The organism is Jeotgalibaca sp. PTS2502 (assembly GCF_001975685.1).
Taxonomy (GTDB): domain Bacteria; phylum Bacillota; class Bacilli; order Lactobacillales; family Aerococcaceae; genus Jeotgalibaca; species Jeotgalibaca arthritidis.
In genome coordinates this window covers 374,918-398,269 of the sequence record NZ_CP019433.1, presented here as the reverse complement: position 1 = coordinate 398,269, position 23,352 = coordinate 374,918, and the positions used below count along the sequence as shown (strand labels likewise).

Below are 23,352 nucleotides of genomic sequence, written 5' to 3'. Positions count from 1 at the left end.
AATTCATTTTTATACGTGTATTCTAACTATAGTTTCATTTAACGTTTGGAAGAATGCTTACTAACGTTGTTATATCAAGTTTTCACTGTCCTTTTCATCAAAAATTATAGAGCATAATATTTTTAAAAATAAACCGTCATTTTGTTAGATTTTATAACACAAATTGCTTTTTCTATTGTTTTTTGATGATTTATCACAAAAACTATGTGAGGATATCGAACAAAAGGACAAAAAAAGAGAGTGGGAAAAAAGGCGTTTAGCCCCGAATCGTTGGACCGAAAAAACGCAGGGTGGTCGTAGACCATCCGAGTATTATTCGGGAAACGCATGTCGGGGCTGCCTTTTTGAGCACGTTTACGCAACAATTATTCGTATATAAAAAAGGGACTGGAGTTATTTCCCAGTCCTTTTTTGCCGATATTTTTCCGATATTATTTTAAAAAAGTCCTTTTCATACTATTGTGTCATTTAGAAACCTTGTTCTATCAACACTTTTGACGACTTTTCGCAAACCATCTTTTCTATTTACGTCTCCTGAGGGAATCGAACCCCCATCGCAAGAACCGGAATCTTGAGTGATATCCATTACACTAAGGAGACACAATAGTATTATTATAGCAAAGGTTAACCTTATAAACAATCATTTTCAAGAACTTTGACAATGAAAAACGCCTAAAAAAACAGCCACAAGTCGTTCTATAGAATGACTTATGGCTGTTTGGCTTTTATGACGCATTAATGGAGCACATAATAAAGAACGTTAACGCTTCTCTATTCTTATTTAACATATTCCAATATATGTTCCCAAGTTTGGCGGTCGAATACTTGCATGGCTTCGCCATCACCGAGAACACTATAACCGATTATTAGCCCCAGAGCAAATAAACCAACGGCTAATGCCACAAAAATAATAATCGTGAATAATGATTTAAAAATAGGTTTAAAATCAAACTTCATATTTAACGTCCTTTACTGTTAGTTTCTTTGTGTTAACCTTCTAAACCAGCTCGGTCCAAATTGGCGGCTACGTTTTTGCTTGCCAATGTTCTCAAGTAAAATACCTGTTCCTAATGCAACAGAGTCCAATGAATCTGGTGATGTAAAGACTGGTACGCCTAATTCATCACTGAATAATTGTTCAATGCCTTTAATCAAGGCTCCACCACCGGTTAAGACAATACCAGTATTAATGATGTCTGCTCCTAATTCTGGTGGTGTAATTTCAAGAACTTCCTTAGCCTGCTCTACAATCAACATTAACGTATCATGCATAGCATTGTAAACTTCTTCTGAAGTAATTACAATAGTTCTCGGAAGTCCAGTAACCATGTCTCTACCACGAATTTCCATACTGTCTAGTTTCTCTGGCAACAATGCTGTTCCAACATTTTTCTTAATTTGTTCAGCTGTACGCTCACCAATTAATAAGTTGTGCTCACGTTTGACATAGTTCATAATATCTGAATCTAATTTATCCCCAGCTGTTTTTATTGAACTACTTGTTACAATACCACCAAGTGATAGAACTGCAACATCACTCGTACCACCACCCATATCGATAACCATGTTACCGTTTGGTTGGAAAATATCTAGACCAGCACCAACAGCTGCAACTTTAGGTTCTTCTTCAAGGTAAACATTTCTACCGCCGCTCTTCTCAGCCGCTTCAATAATTGCTTTTTGCTCAATTGTCGTAATATTAGTTGGACAACAAATTAAAATATTTGGTTTCGTTAAAAGGCCCTTTACATTCAAGCGATCAATAAAGTGCGTCAGCATTGCTTCTGTAATATCAAAGTCAGCAATAACGCCCCCTTTTAATGGACGAATGACACGAATATTAGATGGCGTACGTCCTACCATTCGATAAGCTTCTGCCCCTACTGCTAATACGCGGTTTGTTGTTGTATCAACAGCAACAACTGAAGGTTCGTTTAATACAATCCCTTTTCCTTTAACATGGACTAATACGTTTGCTGTTCCTAAGTCAATTCCTATATCTTTAGCCACATTGTTCCCCTCTCACTCTGTAAAAATATCGTCAATCTCGTTTATTTTGCTACAAATAAGGCATCTAGGTCTGCTGTTGAAAGAACATGATCTTCTTCGTTCACACGTTCAATCTCAGCACCTAGCCCTCTTAATTTAGCATCAAATCCGTAATAACCACGGTCTAAATGTTTTAAGTTTGTTACGCGCGTATAGCCCTCAGAGACTAAACCAGCAATAATCAAAGCTGCTGCTGCACGTAAGTCAGTTGCTGCTACTTCTGCGCCTTGGAATGCAGAGTTACCGTATAATAGCACTGTTTGTCCTTCGATTTTAAAGTTAGCATTCATGCGTCTTAATTCTTCTAAGTGCATGAAGCGGTTCTCAAAAACGGTCTCTGTCATCGTACTTGTTCCTTGAGAAACAAGTTGAGCAATTGTCATTTGCGCTTGCATATCCGTTGGAAAACCTGGATGTGGCATCGTCTTCACGTCAGTTGCTTTCAACTGTTTTGGTCCAATAACTTGAATACCATTTTCTTTCTCTTGAATAGTAACACCCATCTCTTTCAATTTAGAAATCAATGGTTTGTTATGTTCAGCAATTGCGTCTTCTACGAAAACATCTCCATTACTGACTGCAGCAGCTACCATAAATGTACCTGCTTCAATACGGTCAGGAATAATGCTGTGTTCTACAGCATGCAATTCTTCAACACCTTCAATACGAATTGTTTCTGTTCCTGCTCCGTAAACGCGTGCACCCATGCGGTTCAAGAAATTAGCTAAATCTACAATTTCAGGTTCGCGTGCCGCATTTTCTAATGTTGTTGTTCCTTCAGCGAAGACAGCGCCCATCATCAAGTTTTGAGTTGCCCCAACGCTTGGGAAGTCCATATAAATACGCGCGCCCTTTAATTTGTCAGCATACGCTTCAACAAAGCCATTTTCAATTTTAATGGTTGCTCCCATTGCTTCGAAACCTTTTAAGTGCAAATCAATTGGACGGGTTCCAATTGCACAACCGCCTGGAAGTGCTACTTTAGCTTTCCCTAAACGACCCAACAACGGTCCCATTACAACAATAGATGCTCTCATTTTGCTAACATATTCGAATGGCGCTTCCCAACTAACGTCGCCAGTTGCATCTAATTCAATCGTACGTTCCTCTTCATTGAAATCAACATCAATGTTTATATTTCTCAATACATTATTAATTGTATAAACATCAGATAAAATAGGAACGTTTTTAAGAGTTGTTTTTCCCTTAGATGCTAAAATTGTTGCAGCTACAATAGGTAACACAGCGTTTTTAGCGCCATCTACTTTTACAGTTCCGACAAGACGATTACCGCCTCGAACAATCATTTTTTCCATTTTTAAAAATCCCTCCGAGAATAAGTGCGTGATAATGTAAGGCCGTTTTTAATCGCCTTTTTAATTTGTATCGTATTTAAACATTTTAGTTTGTTATTAATAAGGATAGGCTTCTAGATACTTGAAGAAAATCTAGAAAGAATGAGCTGCATGTATAACCTAACGCAATTGACAGCAAGACATATAATACTCTCGCTTCAGGGACGTGGTTTTTTCGAATCCAACTTTCTATTCTTACTGCTTTCATAGCCCAAAAAGACAAAAAAATAAATAACATATGAGAAATTAGCTCCAATAGACCAAACACAAATAAACTGTTCATCTACCTACACCTCCTCATAGTCTCAAACTATACTAACACAAATCGATGAAAAAAAAAACAAGTATAAAGTTTCTTAATAACTTTAATAAAAATGACATCATAATTAACACCTTTCCTTTTATATGAGACTCTTATATAAAATAATAAAAAGACTTTATTACAGTTTCACGATAGAAAGTGCCTTCTTTTTTCATGAATTGATGCCTTGTTTCAATTCTATAACAGGGAAGGGAATAAATGAAATAATACGATTGTTGAAATTGAAAAAGCCAACCTGTTAAAAAACAGATTGGCTTTTGCTTACATTCTTTTTTCAGAGACACCAATACGGTTAATTGCTCTAGAAAGAGCAACTTTTGCTCTTTGAAACTCCATTTGGTTTTTCTCGTCTCTAGCTTTCATCATTTTTTGCTCGGCTTTTTTCTTAGCCATTTCAGCACGATCAATATCAATATCTCTCGCACGTTCCGCTGTATTGGCAATAATATTGACTTCGTTATCACGGACTTCCATGATTCCTCCGTTAATTGCAATATGGTTTTGTTGAAAGTCATCCGTCACACGGGTTACTCTTAACTCTCCAATTTTTAGCGGCAAAATAATCGGCGTGTGATTCGGCAAAATGGTAATGCCACCATCTGTTGATTCAGCATGAACCTCTTTGGCATGATGCTGAAAAATAATACCTTCTGGTGTAATTACATTCACATTCAAAATAGCCATTCTCTACACCCCTTTATACCCTAAGCTTTCTGCTTTTTTTAGAACATCCTCAATGGAACCCACATTTCGGAATGCTTCTTCTGGGACTTGATCATATTTACCTTCTACAATACCTTTAAACCCTTTAACGGTTTCCTTAACAGGTACAAATGACCCCGGAACGCCTGTAAAAGCCTCTGCTACGTGGAAGTTTTGCGATAGGAAGAATTGAATACGACGCGCACGCCCTACTAAAGTCTTCTCTGCATCTGACAATTCATCCATCCCTAAAATCGCAATAATATCTTGCAATTCACGGTAGCGTTGTAAAATTTGTTGAACTTGTGTTGCAATTTCATAGTGTTCTTCTCCAACAATATCAGGAGACAAGGCACTTGAAGATGATGCCAATGGATCAACTGCAGGATAAATCCCTTGTTGTGTTAAGCGACGTTCCAAGTTAGTTGTTGCATCCAAATGGGCAAATGTTGTTGCTGGAGCAGGGTCAGTATAGTCATCGGCTGGTACATAAATCGCTTGGATTGATGTGATTGAGCCATCGTTTGTTGACGTAATACGTTCCTGTAGTTGCCCCATTTCAGTCGCCAAGGTTGGTTGATAACCAACGGCTGACGGCATTCTTCCTAATAATGCAGAAATTTCTGAACCAGCTTGCGTGAAACGGTAAATATTATCAATAAATAATAGTACATCCTGTTTCTCTTGATCACGGAAATATTCTGCCATCGTTAAACCTGTTAAGGCTACACGCATACGAGCGCCAGGTGGTTCGTTCATTTGACCAAACACCATAGCGGTACGTTTACCTACACCAGATTCTTGCATTTCATGGTAAAGGTCGTTCCCTTCACGCGTACGCTCTCCAACACCAGTAAAGACGGAAATCCCACCATGTTGGTCAGCCACATTATGAATCAATTCTTGGATTAGAACGGTTTTACCAACACCCGCTCCACCAAACAACCCAATTTTCCCACCTTTTAAATATGGCGCTAGTAGGTCGATAACTTTAATTCCTGTTTCAAGAATTTCATAACTACTACTTAATTCATCATATTTCGGTGCTTCTTTATGAATAGATTCACGCGGATAATCATCTGCAAAATCTTCTTTTAAGTCGATCGGTTGTCCTAATACATTAAATACTCGGCCGAGTGTTTCTTGACCAACTGGTACCTTAATTGGATGAGCTGTATCAATTACTTCTAACCCTCGTTGTAAGCCATCAGTAGATTGCATCGAGATTGTGCGGACAACCCCTTCACCAAGTTGCAGAACGACCTCTAGTGTAATGGTTTCAATTGTCCCATCTAGTTTTTTCTTATCAACCAATAAAGCATTATTAATATCTGGTTGTTCATTATCTAGCGGAAATAGAACATCTACTACAGGGCCTACGACTTGAACAATGTGTCCTGTTCTCATTTATTCATGCATCCCCTTTATCATTAATCGAGTGCTTGTGCACCGCCAACAATTTCATTAATTTCTTGAGTAATGGCAGCTTGTCGCAATTGGTTATACTCCATTGTCAATTGATCAATCAAGTCTTTTGCGTTATCTGTTGCACTCTTCATGGCCGTCATACGTGATGCATGCTCAGCAGCTTTTGCATCAATAATGGCACCATAAATTAAACTTTCCGCATACTGCGGTAATAATACTTCTAAAATGTCACCTTCAGTTGGTTCAAACAGATAATCAATTTCATGCTCTTCTACTTCTTCATGATCTAAATCACCTAAAGGAAGCATCATTTCCACATGAAATTGTGATGTCAATGCATTGACATGATGATTATAACAAACATACAGTTCATCAAATACAGCATCATGGAAATGCTTCACTGCTTGCGAAACCACTTGCGTGACTTCATTAAAGGAAGGTTGATCACTTAAATCGCTAACGACATATTCAACATGAATCCCGCTTTTTTTCAAATCATTAGCAAGTGTTTCACCAATTGAGATAATGACGTATTCATCAGATGTTTGATGGTCTTCTAAAATCATATCACGTGTTGCTTTCAGTATAGAACTGTTATAACTACCAGCCAGCCCTTTATCTGATGAAATAATTAAATAGCCGGTCCGTTTAACGGGTCGTCTAATTAACAAGTCATTAAAATCAATGTCTTGCTGTTCTTGTGCGGCAACATGACCATGTTCTTCAAGAAACATCAGCTGAGAGCCTGCAATATGTGTCACAATTTCTCTAATTTTTTTCGCATACATTTGATAGTTTCGAACCTGTTGTTCAACACGAGTTAGCTTAGAGGCAGAAACCATCTGCATCGCACTAGTTATTTGACTGGTTTTTTTAGTTGATGCAATTCTTTTTTTTATATCAATTAAAGAAGCCATTTTCTCACCTCACTTTAGAAAACAACTGGCTACTTTGATGTCCATTCTTAATTATGAGGAACAAAGGTCTCTACAAAATCTTTTATAACTGCTGATAATTCTTCTTCATCTGGCAATGATTTTGTTTCAACAATATGTTTCATCAAACTTGAATGGCTAATGTTCATGTAATTAAACAATTCTTTTTCAAATCGTTTTAAATCTCGAACTGGTACGGTATCCAGGAATCCATGTGTCAAGGCATATAAAATAACAATTTGATTTTCAACAGCAATCGGTTTATGCAAGTCTTGTTTTAAAACTTCCACAGTTCGATGACCACGGTTTAGTCGTTGTTGTGTTGAAACGTCTAAATCAGAACCGAATTGTGTAAAGGCTTCAAGTTCACGATAAGAAGCTAGATCTAAACGCAATGTACCGGTTACTTTCTTCATCGCTTTTACTTGCGCTGCCCCACCAACACGAGAAACAGATAGACCTGCTGAAATAGCTGGTCGAATACCAGAGAAGAATAAATCGCTCTCCAAGAAAATTTGTCCGTCTGTAATTGAGATAACGTTCGTTGGAATATAAGCTGAGATGTCTCCTGCTTGTGTTTCAACAATTGGTAATGATGTAATTGAGCCACCGCCCATTTCATCACTTAACTTAGCAGATCGTTCTAATAAACGTGAGTGCAAGTAGAAAACATCCCCTGGATAAGCTTCACGGCCAGGTGGGCGTTTCAATAGTAATGACATTTCACGATAAGCAGCTGCTTGTTTTGATAAATCATCATAAACAATTAATACGTGTTTCCCTTGATTCATAAACTCCTCTGCCATTGCTGTTGCAGCGTATGGCGCAATGTATAACATTGGAGCTGGTTGTGATGCACTTGCTGATACGACAATGGTATAATCCATCGCACGGTGTTGTTTTAACATTTCTGTTAGATTACGTACGGATGATTCTTTTTGTCCAATTGCCACATAAATACAAATAACATCTTTTCCTCTTTGATTAAGAATAGCATCAACAGCGATGGTTGTTTTCCCTGTACGACGGTCTCCAATGATCAACTCACGCTGACCACGGCCGATTGGCACTAAAGCATCGATGGCTTTTAATCCTGTTTGTAATGGTTCTGCTACAGATTGGCGGTCCATAACGCTTGGTGCTTCACTCTCAACAGGGCGTTTCTTAGTCGTTAAGATAGCACCTTGTCCATCAATTGGTTGTCCCAAAGCATTCACGACACGACCAATTAGAGCGTCTCCAACTGGAACATCCATAATACGTCCAGTACGCTTAACAACGTCACCTTCATGAATGGTCTCAAATTCACCAAAAATAACAATTCCGACGTCATCCTTTTCCAAACTTTGTGCCATACCAATGGCACCATTTGAAAATTCTAGGAGCTCGCCACTCATAACGTCTTGTAAACCAGTCGCTCTAGCGATCCCATCACCGACATAGGTCAGTTTTCCAATTTCTTCCATTTCTGGAACAGATTGAAAAGAGCTGATTCGTTCTTTTATCAAAGAATGTAAATTATCTTTATCTATCGCCACATTCTTCACCTCTTCAATCTCATTGGTCTTCTAATAGATATTTTTTCATTCCGTTTAGTTTTGTACGAAGTGTGTTATCAAATGCATAATTATCAGATTCTAATTTAACTCCGCCCAACACTGATTCATCAACAACCTCTTTGACATACAGGTGATGATTTTCAACTTTTTTACGAAAGGCCTTAATGATACGATCACGTTGCTCATGAGTGAGCGCCACTGCTGATGTAATGGTAATATTTACCGGCTCCCGATCTTCACGATGCAGCTCATCAAACAAATTAATCGCATTAACGTAAGCTGCTGTATCAATATCAGATAAAAATGCTAATGATGGCTCTGATAAGAATTGAACCGCAATTCGTAATTTTTGTTCAATAACAGCTTGGTCTTTCTCTTCCTCCATAACCTCAAGTAGGTTATCGCGAAGTTGGTTTAGTTCATAAGCCATTTTGTTGGCAACTTCTGAACTCTCAATGTTGTTATAAAAGGTTGTAACGAATAGTTTCAGAGAGGAGTCTTTAATGATTTCTCTTTCCATATTAATCTTCCAATCCTTTTATAAATTCTTCAATCAAGCGATTTTGATCGTCTGCATTCAGTTCTTTACCGATAATACCTTCAGCAATGCTAATTGACATTTCACTAATTTCTGAACGAAGTGATGTAAATGCTTGTTTACGCTCTAAATCAATTTCTTTTTCTGCTTGAGTACGAATTCTACGAGCATCTTCCTTAGCTTCTTCAACAATTGCTCTTTGCATTTCTGTTCCTTCAGCTTGTGCTCGTGATAGTGTATCATTTGCTTTTGTCCGTGCTTCACGAAGATGTAATTCAACCTCTGCTAGTTGCATTTCAGCACTTAGGCGAGCTGTTTCTGCTTTATCAAGATCAGCATTAATCGCTTCTTCACGTTGAGCCAACATATTCATTAGTGGCTTCCACGCAACACTTTTAATGACAACAAATAATAGTAGAAACGAAATCAATGTTACCAGTGAATCACCCAATGTTGTCGAAGCTCCTAAAATTAAGCCTAGTGTCACATTCTCTCCTCCTCTATCAATTTATCTGTTAATTGGTTATTGGAAAATAAGTAAGAATGCTATAACTACAGCCATAATGGGCACAGCTTCAATTAACCCTACACCGATAAACATTAACGTTTGTAATCTACTTTGCAATTCAGGTTGTCTAGCAATCGCTTCGATTGTTGTTGAAATAACCTTACCGTTCCCTAATGAAGCTCCGATGGCTGCTCCTGCAACCGCAATCGCTGCTGCTATAAAATTCATATTAATTTCTCCTTTGTTTTAAAAAACTTATATTATTTTTTTACTCTGCTTCAATTTTATGCGATAAATACACCATTGTTAGGGTTGTAAATACAAAGGCCTGAATAGACCCTATAAAAATTGAAAATCCTTGCCAAACCATTTGGAGTGGTATCCCCACTACCCATGTCAGTGGTCCTGCTGCATTTGCTAACGAAGCAATCAGGGCCAGTAAAATTTCACCAGCATAAACGTTCCCATACAGACGTAACGCTAACGTCAATGCATTTGTGAACTCTTCTAGTAGCTTAATGGGCATTAAAACCGGAACCGGTCGAATGTAACTATTCATAAAATAGTCCTTGAAGCCTTGCTCTTTTGCTCCAAAATAATGCGTTAAAAGAAGTACCATTAAAGCAAGCGCCAGTGTTACCACGGGACTCGCTGTTGGACTCTTCCAGTAAGAGTAGCCTCCAATATTTAAAATTAAGAATAACCCCAAGACATTTGCAACCCATATGAAAAGGAATAGTGTAAAACCTAACAAGAAAAATTGTTCACCTGTCTTCCAGTCCATTGAGCTTGCAATCATGTTCTTTACGAAATCAGCTATATACTCGATAACGAGTTGCCCTTTTTTCGGACGTAGCGTTAGATTCCTTGTACAAACGTAGCAAAATAGAAAGACAATGAAGCAGGTAACTGCCACACTAATCAGAATATTTACGCTAAAGCCAATCCCCATGAATTCAATCACTTTCGATTCATGTTCCAATCGTTTCACCTCTTTTCATTTCTATACAGCTAGAATAAGCCCTCCAGTTTAATTAATGTCATTATCCATGAAAACAGCAGGGTTCATTTGCAAAACCATAATACCACGCTTAACCCAAATAATCAAAAATATTTATTATTTTTTTACGCATATCAATCAATATATTGTAAATTCAACATTGTGTAACTAAATATTGAACAACAAAATGCTTGTTTTTATTTTGTAAATAATTCCTCATTTGCAATATATTGAAAAAAACATGTCTTTTCCACATAGGATAAGACATGTTTTTATTAGACTATTTAGTTCCAAATAGACGGTCACCAGCATCTCCCAAACCTGGAAGAATGTAACCAACTTCATTTAATTTTTCATCCAATGCCGCCGTAACAATTTCAACGTCAGGATAAGCTTCATTTAAAACTTTTACACCTTCTGGCGCTGTTACTAAGCAGACAAATTTAATATTTTGTGGTTTTGCGCCACGTTTAATTAATGCTTCAATTGCCGCAACGGCAGATCCACCTGTTGCTAACATTGGGTCAACAACAAATAATTGACGTTCTGCAATATCTGCAGGCATTTTTACGAAATACTCGTGAGGTTCAAGCGTTTCTTCATCACGGTACAAACCAACATGACCTACTTTAGCTGCTGGAAGCATTGCTAAGAAGCCATCAACCATGCCTAAACCAGCACGTAAAATGGGAACAATGGCAACTTTTTTACCGCTCAATGTTTTTTGAACAGATTTAACAAGTGGCGTTTCAATTTCCACGTCTTCTAAAGGCATGTCTCTTGTTACTTCATAAGCCATTAGCATCGCAATTTCACTTACAACTTCACGAAAATCTTTCGTTCCTGTGTCTTTTTTTCTAATAATGGTTAATTTATGTTGAATCAATGGATGATCCATAACTGTTACTCGTGCCATTTATATTCCCCCTCAAAATTTCACTTTTTCTATTGTATAGTATTACAATCATTTTGGCTAGAAATTTTATGCATTTGACGGGTATTATTTGACTTATTTTCCAATGTGAAGTGGAAAGGCCTGTGTCAATTGACGCACGTCGTTTTTCACTTCATCTAGAACAGCTGGATTATCTTGATTAGCAGCTACTTTTATAATTAATTCTGCTACTTTTGTCGATTCATCTTCCTTAAATCCACGTGTTGTAATCGCTGGTGTTCCAATTCGAATACCACTTGTTTTTGTAGGTGGTAGTTGGTCATATGGAATCGCATTTTTATTAACGGTGATACCCACTTCATCTAATAGTGTTTCCAATTCTTTTCCATTAATGCCATAAGGGGAAACATCTAATAGTAACAAATGGTTATCAGTCCCGTCACTAATCACGTTAAACTGTGATTGTTTAAAGGCATTTTCCATTGCTTTAGCATTTTTAACAACTTGATTAATATAATCTTTGTACTCTGGTTGTAGGGCTTCAAGGAAGGCAACTGCTTTAGCAGCAATGACATGTTCAAGTGGTCCACCTTGGATACCAGGGAAAATAGCAGAATTTAATTTTTTTGCGTACTCTTTTTTCGCAAGGATTAAGCCACCACGAGGGCCACGTAATGTTTTATGAGTTGTCGAAGTAACCACATCAGCGTATTTAACAGGATTTTGATGATAACCTGTTGCGCACAAACCAGCGATGTGAGCCATATCAACCATCAATTTCGCGCCAACTTCATCAGCAATTTCGCGGAATTTTTTAAAATCAATATGACGTGAATAAGCACTTGCTCCTGCTACAATTAATTGTGGTTGTTCTTTAATAGCAATCTCACGAACGGTATCGTAGTTTATTGCTCCTGTTTCTTTATCAATACCATAAGAAATGAATTGGTAGTTCTTACCACTAAAGTTAACAGCAGATCCGTGTGTTAAATGACCGCCATGATTCAAGTCCATACCAAGAATTTTATCACCTGGTTGAACCAATGCCATATAAGCAGCCATGTTAGCCTGACTTCCTGAGTGTGGTTGAACATTGGCATATTCTGCGCCAAATAATTCCTTTGCTCGTGAAATAGCTAAAGATTCAATGACATCGACAAACTCACAGCCCCCATAATAACGTCTGCCAGGGTATCCTTCTGCATATTTATTTGTTAAAATGCTGCCCTGTGCTCTTAAAACATCCACTGATACTACGTTTTCTGAAGCAATTAACTCAATTCCTTCTTCTTGGCGATTTTTTTCTTTTTCAATTGCATCAAAAATTTCTTTATCAAACACTCAACATTCCCCCTGAACTCCTTTTTATTAAAGGATGATTAAATTTATCTTTAGTATATCACAGTTCATTTTAGCTTAATAGAATAATCTATAAAAAAACACACATTATTATATAAAGATGCGTTTCCAGCTGTCGAAAATCAAAAATAACCGAACATAATTAAGTGATTACGCTTGAATTGTTCGGTTAAGCGAGAAAGAGCTAGGAGTTTCATCCTAGCTCTTTCTTTTTATTTAACAATTAACATACGATCTAAGCCATTAATATCTTTTTCAATTGAAACCTCTTTATCTGGAAAAGCTTGTTGATAGAGTGATTTCAATTTTTCACCCTGCTGGAAACCAATTTCCATAAATAAACAACCGTCTGTTTTTAAGTGAAATGGCAGTTCGTAAGCAAGACGCTCATATAGGCTCAAGCCATGATTCTCAGCAAACAAAGCCGTGTGGGGTTCGTATTGGAGAACAGACGAATCCATTAAGTCTTTTTCATCGTAACCAATATAAGGTGGATTGCTGATAATACAATCAAAGGTTTCAAGTGACACGGGTTCAAGCAAGTCTCCCTTTAAAAAGCGGATTGCTGCTTGATGTGTTCCAGCGTTTTCAATAGCCACTTCTAATGCCTTCTCAGAAATATCAGTCGCTGTTACATCATCTTGCGGGCGTTCCTTCTTCATCGTAATTGCAATAGCACCTGATCCTGTTCCGATATCTAAAATACGCAAAGGTTTATCCTTGGCTACTTTATTCAAATGACTAAGTGCGCGGTGAACCAACTCTTCTGTTTCTGGTCGCGGAATAAGCGTATCTTGAGTGACTTTTAAGGTATAGTCGTAAAACCATTCTTTACCGACGATGTATTGCAATGGCTTCCCCTTGATAAACTCATTAAGATCATCTAAATACTGAAGATAAACTGATTCTTCCAATGTATCGTTGAGGTGACGAATAAAGTCTGTCTTGGTCCAATCCAATCGGTCTAGGAGTAAGCGTTCTGCAATATAAGTATTTAATTCTAATTTTTCTAGGTATTTCACGGCACTTTGAACAACTTGCTGATATGTTCGCGTACTAATTGATTCCATTATTTAAATTCTCCAGTTTTTCAGTTTGATCAGCGAGGATTAAAGCATCGACGATCTCATCAAACTTACCACTTAATATTTGATCTAATTTTTGAATAGTGAGACCAATACGGTGATCTGTCACACGGTTTTGAGGGAAGTTGTACGTACGAATCCGTTCCGAACGATCCCCTGTCCCCACAGCAGATTTTCTATTTGCGTCATATTCAGATTGTGCTTCACTAGACATTTTATCAAAAACACGTGCACGCAAAACTTTCATTGCTTTTTCACGGTTTTTCAGCTGCGAACGCTCATCTTGCATGGCAACAGCAATACCGGTTGGAATATGAGTTAACCGAACAGCAGATGCTGTTTTGTTAACGTGCTGGCCACCGGCACCACTTGCATGGTAAATATCGACACGAATGTCTTTATCAGCTAAGTCTAGCTCTACTTCTTCCATTTCTGGCATAACCACAACTGTTGCAGTTGATGTATGAACACGACCTTGTGATTCAGTTGATGGCACACGTTGTACACGGTGGGCACCACTTTCATATTTCAATTTAGAGAATACATTTTGCCCTTTAATCATAAGAATAATTTCCTTATAACCACCAATGCCCGTAATATTAGCATCCATGACTTCTACTTTCCAACCTTGATTCTCAGAGTATTTGCTATACATTTCAAACAAATCTCCTGCGAATAAAGCCGCTTCGTCCCCACCAGCAGCACCACGAATTTCCATGATAATATTTTTGCCATCATTTGGGTCTTCAGGTAACAGTAGAACTTTAATACGTTCTTCAAGTTCAATGCGTTCATTTTTCAGTTCAGATAGTTCTTCTTTTGCCAATTCAGCCATTTCTGCATCTAATTTTTCAGAGAGCATCTCTTCTGTCTCAGCAATTTCTTCTTCCATTTTTTTGTAGCGTCTAAATACTTCTACTTTTGGACGTAAATTTGCTTCTTCTTTCGTTAACTCCATCAAACGTGCTGTATCCGAAATAACCTCTGGATCACTTAATAGTTCTCCTAGTTCTTCGTAGCGGATGATGAATGCATCAAGTTGATCAAACATCTTTCTCAAAACCCTTCTATTTTCAAATATAAATCGTTTGCTGCAGCCTACAGTTCTGGATGGAAATAATGGTTACGACAAACTGGAATATACGATTCATTGCCGCCAATTTGAATTTGTTCACCTTCATAGACAGGTTTACCATCTATAATACGCATGTTCATCGATGCTTTTTTATGGCAATACCAACAAATTGTTTTTATTTCTTCAAATTTATCTGCATAAAGCAACAGATACTTCGATCCTTCAAATAACTCATTTGTAAAATCGTTCTTAAGACCAAAAGCCATGACCGGTATACCTAACTCATCTACAATTTTAGCTAATTGTAATATATGATGTTTAGCTAAAAACTGAGCTTCATCTAAAAGTACACAGTATGGTTTCTCCCTCTCAGATTTTACCACTTCATAAATATCTGTGTCCTCGCGAATAGCATAGGCTTCCCTACGAAGACCAATTCTACTTGCGACATAGCCAACTTGATCACGGTCATCGATAGCACTAGTAAAAATTAATACTGGCTTATTTTGTTCTTCGTAATTGTGGGCAACTTTTAGAATTTCAATTGTTTTCCCACTATTCATCGCGCCATATTTAAAAAATAATTGTGCCATTTTACACCTCATCAACATTTTCCATAGTTATTATCTTGTAATATAATAGTAAGAAATAGCTTTAAAGTCAATCATCCAGTTTTATTTCAACAGAATGTTAAGAAATATTAAAAATTAACGATTATCGACCTGTTCGTGCTATCGTCGGCTTTCAGAATAAACACGTTTTATGCTATGATGTCAAAGAGAATTTTTGAAGGAGAGATACATTTGAGTATAAGGGGAGCATTGGCCATTTCGGTCGGAAAAGGAACACAATGGGCACTACGTAAATTTACGAACGGCGGAAGCAGTTTACCTGGTAAACTGGCAGCTGAAATTGATCCAGCTGTATTGGCACAATTATCAAAAGACTATGAAGTCGCAATCATTACTGGTACAAATGGTAAGACACTAACAACTTCCCTAACCTACCATGTTTTACAACAAAAATTTGACCGCGTTTTAACCAATCCAACAGGTGCAAACATGGCACAAGGGATTATTTCGACATTTTTAGATCCGCAACCAACAAAAGCTGGACAAAAGAAAATGGCGATTCTTGAAGTCGATGAAGCAAGTTTAATTCATGTGACTAAATATATTAAACCAAAAATTATTGTGAATACGAATGTTTTCCGTGATCAAATGGACCGTTTCGGTGAAATCTATACGATTTATCAAAAAATGGTTGATGGTGCTGCACTAGCTCCAAATGCAACTATTTTAGCTAATGGTGATAGCCCTATTTTTAATTCTAAAGATATTGTTAATCCACAAATTTATTTTGGCTTTAACCATCAAGAAGATGGCGAGACAATGGCTCACTATAATACAGACGGTGTCTTATGTCCCAACTGCCAAAATATTTTACATTATAAATTTAATACTTATGCAAACCTTGGCAAGTACTATTGTCCGAATTGTGAGTTTAAACGTCCTGAGTTGAAGTACGCGGTGACAGCTGTTGATCATTTGGATTACCAATCATCAACCTTTGAAATCGATGGTCATCCGTTTAAAATCAATGTTGCTGGACTCTATAATATTTACAACGCTCTAGCTGCTTATTCAGTAGGTCGAGAATTTGGCCTAAGCGTTGAAGAGATTCAAAAGGGATTCTCTTCTGCTGAACAAAAATTCGGTCGCCAAGAAACCATTAAAATCGGTAATAAAACGATTATTTTAAACCTCATTAAAAACCCAGTGGGATTAAACCAGATTATTGATTTGCTTGATTATGAAACAGATCCCTTCTCACTTTCGGTTGTTTTAAATGACCGTCCAGCAGATGGTACTGACGTGAGCTGGATTTGGGATGGCGATTTTGAAAAACTAACGACTCATTCTATAGAGAGCGTTAGCGTAAGTGGTATTCGCCGTGAGGAAATGCAATTGCGTTTGAAAGTTGCAGGACTCTCTGAAGAAGAAATGACGAGCTACGATACAGTCGGTTCTCTTATTGATTCTTTCCAAAATCAACCGACAGAAAAAATTTATGTGATGGCAACTTATACAGCTGTTCTTAACTTACGAAAAGAATTAGCAGAACGTGGTTACATCAAAGAGAGGATGAAATAGTTGAAACTACGCATTGGTCATTTATACGGAAATCTATTAAATACATATGGCGACAACGGAAACCTACTGATGTTGCAATACTGCGCTAAACAAAGAGGCGTTCAAGTCGAAACTGACATTGTAAGTTTAAATCAACCCTTCAATCCCAATGACTATGATCTTGTCTTCTTCGGTGGCGGTCAGGATTATGAACAATATATCGTTTCAAAAGATATCCAAGCAAAAGCTGATGCTATTAAAACCTACATTGATAACGATGGTGTCTTACTTGCCATTTGTGGCGGCTACCAATTATTAGGTCACTACTATGTCGATGCTAAAGGTAAAAAAATTAGTGGCATTAGTGCTATTGATTACTACACTTTGAACCAAGATAATAATCGCTTTATCGGAGACATTACAATCGTTGATGAAGAGACAGGCGATACTTACAATGGTTTTGAAAATCACAACGGTCGGACATTCTTAGGTGACGGTGTTCAGCCTTTAGGTATTGTTCAAGTGGGTAAAGGAAATAATGGTGAGGATAAAACAGAAGGCGCACGTTATAAAAATGTTTTCTGCTCTTATTTCCATGGTCCTCTATTAGTTAGAAACAACCATTTAGCAGAACGTATTGTTGATTTAGCTATTAAAAACCATCAAAAAAAGAACTTATTAGCATAAGAAAAGCGGACAAGTCCGCCTTGGCCTATGAAAAAATAGGACATTTGACCCTGAATCATCAGAAGACTTCAAGCTTCAGCGGGTTAGTCGAATGATAGGCGTTAGCGATCAGCGAAGCGCGCAATGGGGCAAATTTATCTTTTTTTCAGTAGGCCAGGACTTGGGAGCTAGACATTGATGGCTGAACGTATAATCCCCTAGACTATAAAATAAATCCGTCAGGAAGAAAAATCTTCCTGACGGATTTTTATATACTTTTTATTGATCCAGTAATAATCCCCAAAGGACCATCGCTAACGTTAGAATCACTATGCCTAATGTGAACGCCCAAGCCTGCCATCTGGCTAAATTTACGGTCGTTCCAATACCGAAGCGTTTTTCGACAAAAATAGCTGCGTCATCGGGATTATAATAAAACATTCCTGCTAACCACTTATCATTATCTTCGGGATCTTGGTAGTATTGGCTAGTCTCATCATCATTGTCAATTTTTAGTTTTTCACCAGCTTGACCGTACTTAAGAGATAAATAGATCGAACTAGCTATGGTAACGACTGGAAAGGTAAAAATAGATACCATAGCAATCCAAATATAAGTCTCATCCAACAATGTAGTTGTTAGAAACAAGACTGATATTAATAGCTGTGTCAATATCGAGACTGCAAAGAAAAAACGCGTCCATGCTTGGCGAAATAGCTTACTCTTTAGACTGGACACAAGTGGCGCCAAAGGAGAAAGTTTTTGACGTGATTTAATAAAGGAATAGTAGGATAAATATAAAATAGGAATCATTAGCATTTGCAGGCTAGGAAATGCTAAAACCGTGACGTAAGACTTCATTACAAATTGATTAGCTTGAAACTGCGAATCAAAGTTAATCGGGATTTGATTGGGTATACGATCATAATTCAATAAAGCAATCAAAGTAGTCATCACAATAATAAAGAGTTGCCACAAAATGACAGCACGACTGGAAATTAGTTTTAAGTCTTTATGAAAATTAGTATCAATAACAACGGTTTTTCTTATTTCTGATGTGTCATTAATAAACTGTCTTTTCCAAGTCGTTATTTTTTTTCGATAGAACAGATACAAGGCAAATGATATCGCCATAAATAAAAAGATACTCACTATAAGGTAAATCGATACCGCAACCTCAACCGCTTCATCCTTAAAAAAAAAGGGCATGATAAGCATGGGAAGTGCAAGTAATGCACTGATCACAACATTAATCGTGATATAGTTCTTAAAGAGACCTTTTAAAAAATCTGACTTTAACTCATCGACTGGCACACTAATACCAAATGGTGTTGCCCTTCGACTAAAGTATGGCGTTAAGCCAGTTGTCACCCCCATAGTAATGACGGTAAGTACCATCGATCCAATAAATAACCACATCCTAGTTATCCCCTTTTCTTAATGCTACAGTGAGTTCCGACAACCATTCTTGAACAGTTTTCTGAGAATGATTATGAACGAGTATATCTACTAATACATCTTCCAAACGTTTCTTCATTTCAACGTCTTGCTCTTCGTTAGTTTGGCGATTAATTTTCGGGCTCACGACATAACCTTTTTTACTTTTTAAAAGCAACCCTTCTTCTGTCAGAATATTGTAGGCCTTATTAACAGTATGCATATTAACACCTAGGTCGCTCGCTAAAACACGAACACTCGGCAAGTCATCCCCTTCGACTAAAATTTCTTTGACGATGGCTTTTTTTATTTGACTAGTCAATTGAGTATAAATTGCAATCGGACTCGTCCGCTCAATTTCTAAAAACATTTCAACCACCTCAGCTCTATTTGTTATATATCAAGTATAACATAGATCGGTTAAATTTCAACAACTCTATCGAGTGAGGAAAAAAATATATCAGGCGACAGTTTTACTTGTACATAAAAAAACGTCAGAAGGTTTCAACCTTCTGACGTCTAGTTTATGGACTAGGGGATTATACGTTCAGCCATCACTGTCTAGCTCCCAAGTCCTGACCTAGTGAAAAAAAGATAAATTTGCCCCATTGCGCGCATCGCTGCTCGCTAACGCCTATCATTCGACTAACCCGCTGAAGCGTGAAGTCTTCTGATAATTCAGGGTCAAATGTCCTATTTTTTCATAGGCCAAGGCGGACTTGTCCGCTTTTCTTATGATTATTAAGATGCTTCGTTAAATTGACTGTTATATAAATCGGCGTAGAATCCGCCTTGTGCCATCAATTCATTATGGTTACCTGTTTCCATAATGTCTCCTTGGTTCATAACGATAATATTGTCAGCGTCACGAATAGTAGATAGACGATGGGCAACAACGAAACTCGTTCTTCCTTCAAGTAATTTTCTCATTGCTTGTTGAATCAGAATTTCAGTTCGCGTATCAACACTCGATGTCGCTTCATCAAGAATTAGAATTTCAGGATCTCGAATGAAGGCACGTGCAATCGTCAATAACTGACGTTGCCCTTGTGAGATATTACTTGCATCTTCATTCAGATAAGTTTGGTAGCCATCAGGTAATGTGCGAATAAATTCATCTGCATGAGCCATTTTAGCTGCTGCATAAACCTCTTCATCCGAAACACCTTCTCGAGCACCATATTTAATATTATCGAAAATAGTACCATGGAATAACCATGTATCTTGAAGAACCATGGCAAAGTGGTTACGTAATTCATCACGGTCAATGTCGCGTGTATCCGTACCATCTAAGCGAATGCTTCCTCCTCTAATATCATAGAAACGTTCTAATAAGTTAATGATAGTTGACTTACCTGCTCCAGTTGGTCCAACAATAGCAATCATTTGACCAGCTTTGACACTTAAATTAAAGTCAGTCATCAAGTCAGCTGAATCGCCATAACCAAAGCGAACGTGTTCAAATGTTAATTTCTCATCTGTTTCAACTTTTGGTTTATTCGTTTTAGTGTTTGGCATTTCTTCTTCATCTAAAACTTCAAAGATACGTTCTGTTGATGCAATAATAGATTGAATGGTATTTAAGATATTGGTTAATTGTTTCATTGGCTCTGAGAATTGGTTGGTGTAAGTCAGGAATGCTTGTACATTACCTAAACTCATTGCCCCATTTGCAACTTCCAATCCCCCTAAAACAGCAACAAAAACATAACCTAAGTTTTTAACCATGTTCATCAATGGCATCAAAACACCTGAAACAAATTGTGCTTTAAAGGAAACTTTAAAAAGTTTTTCGTTTTGTTCTTCAAAGATTTCAATGGATTTTTCTTCTTGGTTGAAGGCAATAATTTCGGTATGTCCTGAAAAATTCTCTTCAATTTGTCCGTTTAATTTACCTAATTCACGTTGTTGCTTGCCAAAATACTTTTGTGACTTTGGGGCAATACGCGAAATAATGAAGGCACTTAACGGAACTGTAATTAAGGCTACTAAACTGAGTTTCCAACTAATGGTTAACATCAAAATCAAAATCCCGAAAAATTGAACGACACTAATAATCGCTTGGTTAACAATTTGAACGAGCTGACGCGCGATATTATCCACATCATTAATAGCACGACTCATAATGTCACCGTTACTATTGCTGTCATAATAAGAAATCGGAACACGTGACATTTTTTTCTTGAAGTCTTGACGCAAGTCATAAACCGTTTTTTGAACAATACGAACAAGTGTAAACTGTGCAATGTAGCCCAAGACAGCATTAGCAATATAAAGGCCAAACAGTAATATTAAGATACTTTTAATCGTATCAAAGTCAATCGGGAAGCGAGCTATACCATCTGCTCCTTCTTGAGACCCTTTCATCACACCTTCAAAAATAACCGTTGTTGCACTACCTAAAACTTTTGGTGTAAAAATTTGTAAAATAGTAGCAGTCCCTGATAGTAAAAAGGCGAATAATAGTAGCCATTTTTTCAATGACATATATTTAAGCAGTCGTTTAAGTGTTCCCCAAAAATCTTTAGGTTTGACTACTGCTCCTCGTGGTGCATTTCTCATTCATTTTCACCTTCTTTAAATTGAGATTTCATAATTTCTAGGTACGTTTGATTGTCTCTTACTAGGTCATCATGCTTGCCTTGACCGACCACATTACCGTTGTCTAAAACGATAATTTCATCTGCTTCCATAACCGTACTGATACGTTGCGCAACAATAACGACTATCGCATCATCAATATCTGTCTTAAGAGCGGCACGTAATGCTGCATCTGTTTTAAAATCAAGAGCAGAGAATGAATCATCAAAGACATAGACATCTGGACTTTTCACAATTGCACGTGCAATACACAAGCGTTGACGTTGCCCACCAGAGAAGTTGGTTCCTCCCTGTTCAACTGGAGAATCTAAACCGTGCTTAAGACCTTTAACAAAGTCTTTGGCTTGCGCCACTTCTAATGCTTTCCATAAGGCATTATCGTCTGCTTCTGCATTACCAAATAGTAAGTTAGAACGAATAGTTCCAGAGAATAAATTAGCTTTTTGAGGCACATAAGCAATACGTTCATGAATATCATGTTGTTTTAAATCTTTCAAATCACGACCATTTAATGAAACAACACCTTCTGTTGCATCATAAAAACGCATCATCAAGTTAGCAATTGTTGATTTACCAGACCCTGTTCCTCCAATAACAGCCAATGTTTGACCTGTTTTCATTGAGAAATTGACATCCTTTAAGGCCGCACGTTCAGCATTTGGGAAGGCATAAGTCACATGTTCAAATTCAAGTGTTCCTCTTTCTGCTTTCGTATGACTTTCAAAAAAGCTGTATGGGCCATCTTGAATGCTACTTTCAAGGTTTAACACCTCATTAATACGTGCTGCCGAAACTTGGGCGCGAGGCACCATTGATAAAATAACAGATAGCATCATAAAACTAAACAGTAACATAAATGAATAGCTAATAAAGGCTACTAAGTTCCCTACTGGCATATTTCCAATTGCGATGAATTCCCCGCCGATTAAGACGATAGAAATATTTGTCACACTTAACACCAGTGTCATTGTTGGCATTAGTAAACTCATAATCGACATGGCCTTTACGTTGTTATCCATAAAGTCTTTATTGGCTTCTGCAAATCGTGCTTCTTCATAGTTACTTTTATTAAAGGCACGAATAACTCGCACTCCCGTTAAGCCTTCACGGAAAATTAAGTTTAAGCGATCTGTCTTACTTTGAATAAGTTTAAAGAGTGGAATAGCCGCTCTCATAATGAGAAATACAAATACAATTAAAACGGGCACAGATACAAAGAAAATCCGAGCCAAATCTGGGTTTTGTGTATAAGATAAAACCGCTGCCCCAATTCCCATTATCGGTGCAAACATCATCATTCTCAAAAACATCATAAAGACTAATTGAACTTGCTCAACATCGTTTGTAGAACGTGTAATTAATGATGCTTCTCCAATACTATCCACCTTATCTTTTGATAAATACATGACTTTTTTATAAATATCACCACGAATCTGTCGTCCTACTCGTTGCGCTTCTTGCGCAGAAATATATACCCCTACAATAGCAGCAGCAATCGTAATAGCTGTTAGTATGAGCATTTTTATACCTGTACTCCAAATATGATCCAAGTCACCAGTTGCAATACCTTCATTGATAATACTTGATGTCATATTCGGAAGATTTAATTCAGCAAAAACCTGAATAATAATAAATAACACAGAAGCAAGAAATGCTTTCCATGACATTCGTTTCCCTAATTCAATCATAGAGAACCTCCTACATTG

The 23,352-nt window shown here is 37.4% G+C and carries 24 protein-coding genes and 1 tRNA gene; 2 read left to right on the top strand and 23 right to left on the bottom strand.

What is annotated here, in order from left to right:
* Positions 1-144: 144 nt before the first annotated feature.
* The 19 genes from BW721_RS12315 to BW721_RS01885 form a co-directional block, all read right to left on the bottom strand.
* Positions 145-231 (bottom strand): hypothetical protein, encoded by an 87-nt coding sequence (locus tag BW721_RS12315; RefSeq protein WP_156892260.1) that lies wholly within the window; start codon positions 229-231, stop codon positions 145-147.
* A 297-nt stretch (positions 232-528) separates the two neighbouring features.
* Positions 529-600: transfer RNA gene (locus BW721_RS01970), tRNA-Arg, on the bottom strand.
* Between the two features lie 177 nt (positions 601-777).
* Positions 778-957 (bottom strand): DNA-directed RNA polymerase subunit beta, encoded by a 180-nt coding sequence (locus tag BW721_RS01965; RefSeq protein WP_076765636.1) that lies wholly within the window; start codon positions 955-957, stop codon positions 778-780.
* Between the two features lie 18 nt (positions 958-975).
* Positions 976-2,010, bottom strand: coding sequence for a rod shape-determining protein (locus tag BW721_RS01960; protein ID WP_076765634.1), 1,035 nt, complete (start codon positions 2,008-2,010; stop codon positions 976-978).
* Positions 2,011-2,051: 41 nt separating this feature from the next.
* On the bottom strand, positions 2,052-3,365 hold the full coding sequence (murA, locus tag BW721_RS01955; RefSeq protein ID WP_076765632.1) for a UDP-N-acetylglucosamine 1-carboxyvinyltransferase: 1,314 nt from the start codon (positions 3,363-3,365) through the stop codon (positions 2,052-2,054).
* A gap of 85 nt (positions 3,366-3,450) precedes the next feature.
* The gene (locus BW721_RS01950; protein WP_232222959.1) at positions 3,451-3,612 is read right to left on the bottom strand and encodes a DUF1146 family protein; all 162 of its coding nucleotides are present in this window, start codon (positions 3,610-3,612) and stop codon (positions 3,451-3,453) included.
* Positions 3,613-3,987: 375 nt separating this feature from the next.
* On the bottom strand, positions 3,988-4,410 hold the full coding sequence (locus BW721_RS01945; RefSeq protein WP_076765628.1) for a F0F1 ATP synthase subunit epsilon: 423 nt from the start codon (positions 4,408-4,410) through the stop codon (positions 3,988-3,990).
* Between the two features lie 3 nt (positions 4,411-4,413).
* Positions 4,414-5,835, bottom strand: coding sequence for a F0F1 ATP synthase subunit beta (gene atpD / locus BW721_RS01940; protein WP_076765626.1), 1,422 nt, complete (start codon positions 5,833-5,835; stop codon positions 4,414-4,416).
* A 23-nt stretch (positions 5,836-5,858) separates the two neighbouring features.
* Positions 5,859-6,773, bottom strand: a complete 915-nt coding sequence (locus BW721_RS01935; protein ID WP_076765624.1) for a F0F1 ATP synthase subunit gamma — start codon at positions 6,771-6,773, stop codon at positions 5,859-5,861.
* A gap of 47 nt (positions 6,774-6,820) precedes the next feature.
* Entirely contained in the window at positions 6,821-8,329 is a 1,509-nt protein-coding gene (gene atpA / locus BW721_RS01930) for a F0F1 ATP synthase subunit alpha (RefSeq protein WP_076765622.1), read from the bottom strand.
* Between the two features lie 19 nt (positions 8,330-8,348).
* A complete protein-coding gene (locus BW721_RS01925) occupies positions 8,349-8,870 on the bottom strand; it encodes a F0F1 ATP synthase subunit delta (protein ID WP_076765620.1) in 522 nt (173 codons plus the stop codon).
* A gap of 1 nt (position 8,871) precedes the next feature.
* On the bottom strand, positions 8,872-9,375 hold the full coding sequence (gene atpF, locus BW721_RS01920; RefSeq protein WP_076765618.1) for a F0F1 ATP synthase subunit B: 504 nt from the start codon (positions 9,373-9,375) through the stop codon (positions 8,872-8,874).
* 36 nt (positions 9,376-9,411) lie between these two features.
* Positions 9,412-9,624, bottom strand: a complete 213-nt coding sequence (gene atpE, locus BW721_RS01915) for a F0F1 ATP synthase subunit C (RefSeq protein WP_076765617.1) — start codon at positions 9,622-9,624, stop codon at positions 9,412-9,414.
* 40 nt (positions 9,625-9,664) lie between these two features.
* Positions 9,665-10,378 carry a F0F1 ATP synthase subunit A gene (gene atpB, locus BW721_RS01910; protein WP_076765615.1) on the bottom strand — a complete coding sequence of 238 codons (714 nt, stop codon included), beginning with the start codon at positions 10,376-10,378 and terminating at the stop codon, positions 9,665-9,667.
* A 298-nt stretch (positions 10,379-10,676) separates the two neighbouring features.
* Positions 10,677-11,312 carry a uracil phosphoribosyltransferase gene (gene upp / locus BW721_RS01905; RefSeq protein WP_076765613.1) on the bottom strand — a complete coding sequence of 212 codons (636 nt, stop codon included), beginning with the start codon at positions 11,310-11,312 and terminating at the stop codon, positions 10,677-10,679.
* A gap of 93 nt (positions 11,313-11,405) precedes the next feature.
* Entirely contained in the window at positions 11,406-12,632 is a 1,227-nt protein-coding gene (gene glyA, locus BW721_RS01900) for a serine hydroxymethyltransferase (protein ID WP_076765611.1), read from the bottom strand.
* A gap of 230 nt (positions 12,633-12,862) precedes the next feature.
* On the bottom strand, positions 12,863-13,720 hold the full coding sequence (gene prmC / locus BW721_RS01895) for a peptide chain release factor N(5)-glutamine methyltransferase (protein WP_076765608.1): 858 nt from the start codon (positions 13,718-13,720) through the stop codon (positions 12,863-12,865).
* Positions 13,707-14,786: a peptide chain release factor 1 gene (prfA, locus tag BW721_RS01890; RefSeq protein ID WP_076765606.1), complete on the bottom strand. Its 1,080-nt coding sequence runs from the start codon at positions 14,784-14,786 to the stop codon at positions 13,707-13,709. The genes prmC and prfA overlap by 14 nt, the downstream gene beginning before the upstream one ends.
* Positions 14,787-14,833: 47 nt before the next feature.
* Positions 14,834-15,403, bottom strand: coding sequence for a thymidine kinase (locus tag BW721_RS01885; RefSeq protein WP_076765604.1), 570 nt, complete (start codon positions 15,401-15,403; stop codon positions 14,834-14,836).
* Positions 15,404-15,613: 210 nt separating this feature from the next.
* Here BW721_RS01885 and BW721_RS11595 point away from each other — a divergent pair, with 210 nt between their 5' ends.
* Both BW721_RS11595 and BW721_RS11900 read left to right on the top strand, forming a co-directional pair.
* Complete coding sequence (locus BW721_RS11595) at positions 15,614-16,963, top strand: Mur ligase family protein (RefSeq protein ID WP_076765602.1); 1,350 nt, start codon at positions 15,614-15,616, stop codon at positions 16,961-16,963.
* Positions 16,964-17,629 (top strand): type 1 glutamine amidotransferase, encoded by a 666-nt coding sequence (locus BW721_RS11900; RefSeq protein ID WP_076765601.1) that lies wholly within the window; start codon positions 16,964-16,966, stop codon positions 17,627-17,629.
* Between the two features lie 258 nt (positions 17,630-17,887).
* Here the strand turns inward: BW721_RS11900 and BW721_RS01870 are convergent, their stop codons facing one another.
* The 4 genes from BW721_RS01870 to BW721_RS01855 form a co-directional block, all read right to left on the bottom strand.
* The gene (locus BW721_RS01870; RefSeq protein WP_076765599.1) at positions 17,888-19,027 is read right to left on the bottom strand and encodes a DUF1648 domain-containing protein; all 1,140 of its coding nucleotides are present in this window, start codon (positions 19,025-19,027) and stop codon (positions 17,888-17,890) included.
* A 1-nt stretch (position 19,028) separates the two neighbouring features.
* The gene (locus BW721_RS01865; protein WP_076765596.1) at positions 19,029-19,415 is read right to left on the bottom strand and encodes a GntR family transcriptional regulator; all 387 of its coding nucleotides are present in this window, start codon (positions 19,413-19,415) and stop codon (positions 19,029-19,031) included.
* Positions 19,416-19,786: 371 nt separating this feature from the next.
* Complete coding sequence (locus BW721_RS01860) at positions 19,787-21,607, bottom strand: ABC transporter ATP-binding protein (protein WP_076765594.1); 1,821 nt, start codon at positions 21,605-21,607, stop codon at positions 19,787-19,789.
* A complete protein-coding gene (locus BW721_RS01855; protein ID WP_076765592.1) occupies positions 21,604-23,334 on the bottom strand; it encodes an ABC transporter ATP-binding protein in 1,731 nt (576 codons plus the stop codon). The genes BW721_RS01860 and BW721_RS01855 overlap by 4 nt, the downstream gene beginning before the upstream one ends.
* Positions 23,335-23,352 lie beyond the last annotated feature (18 nt).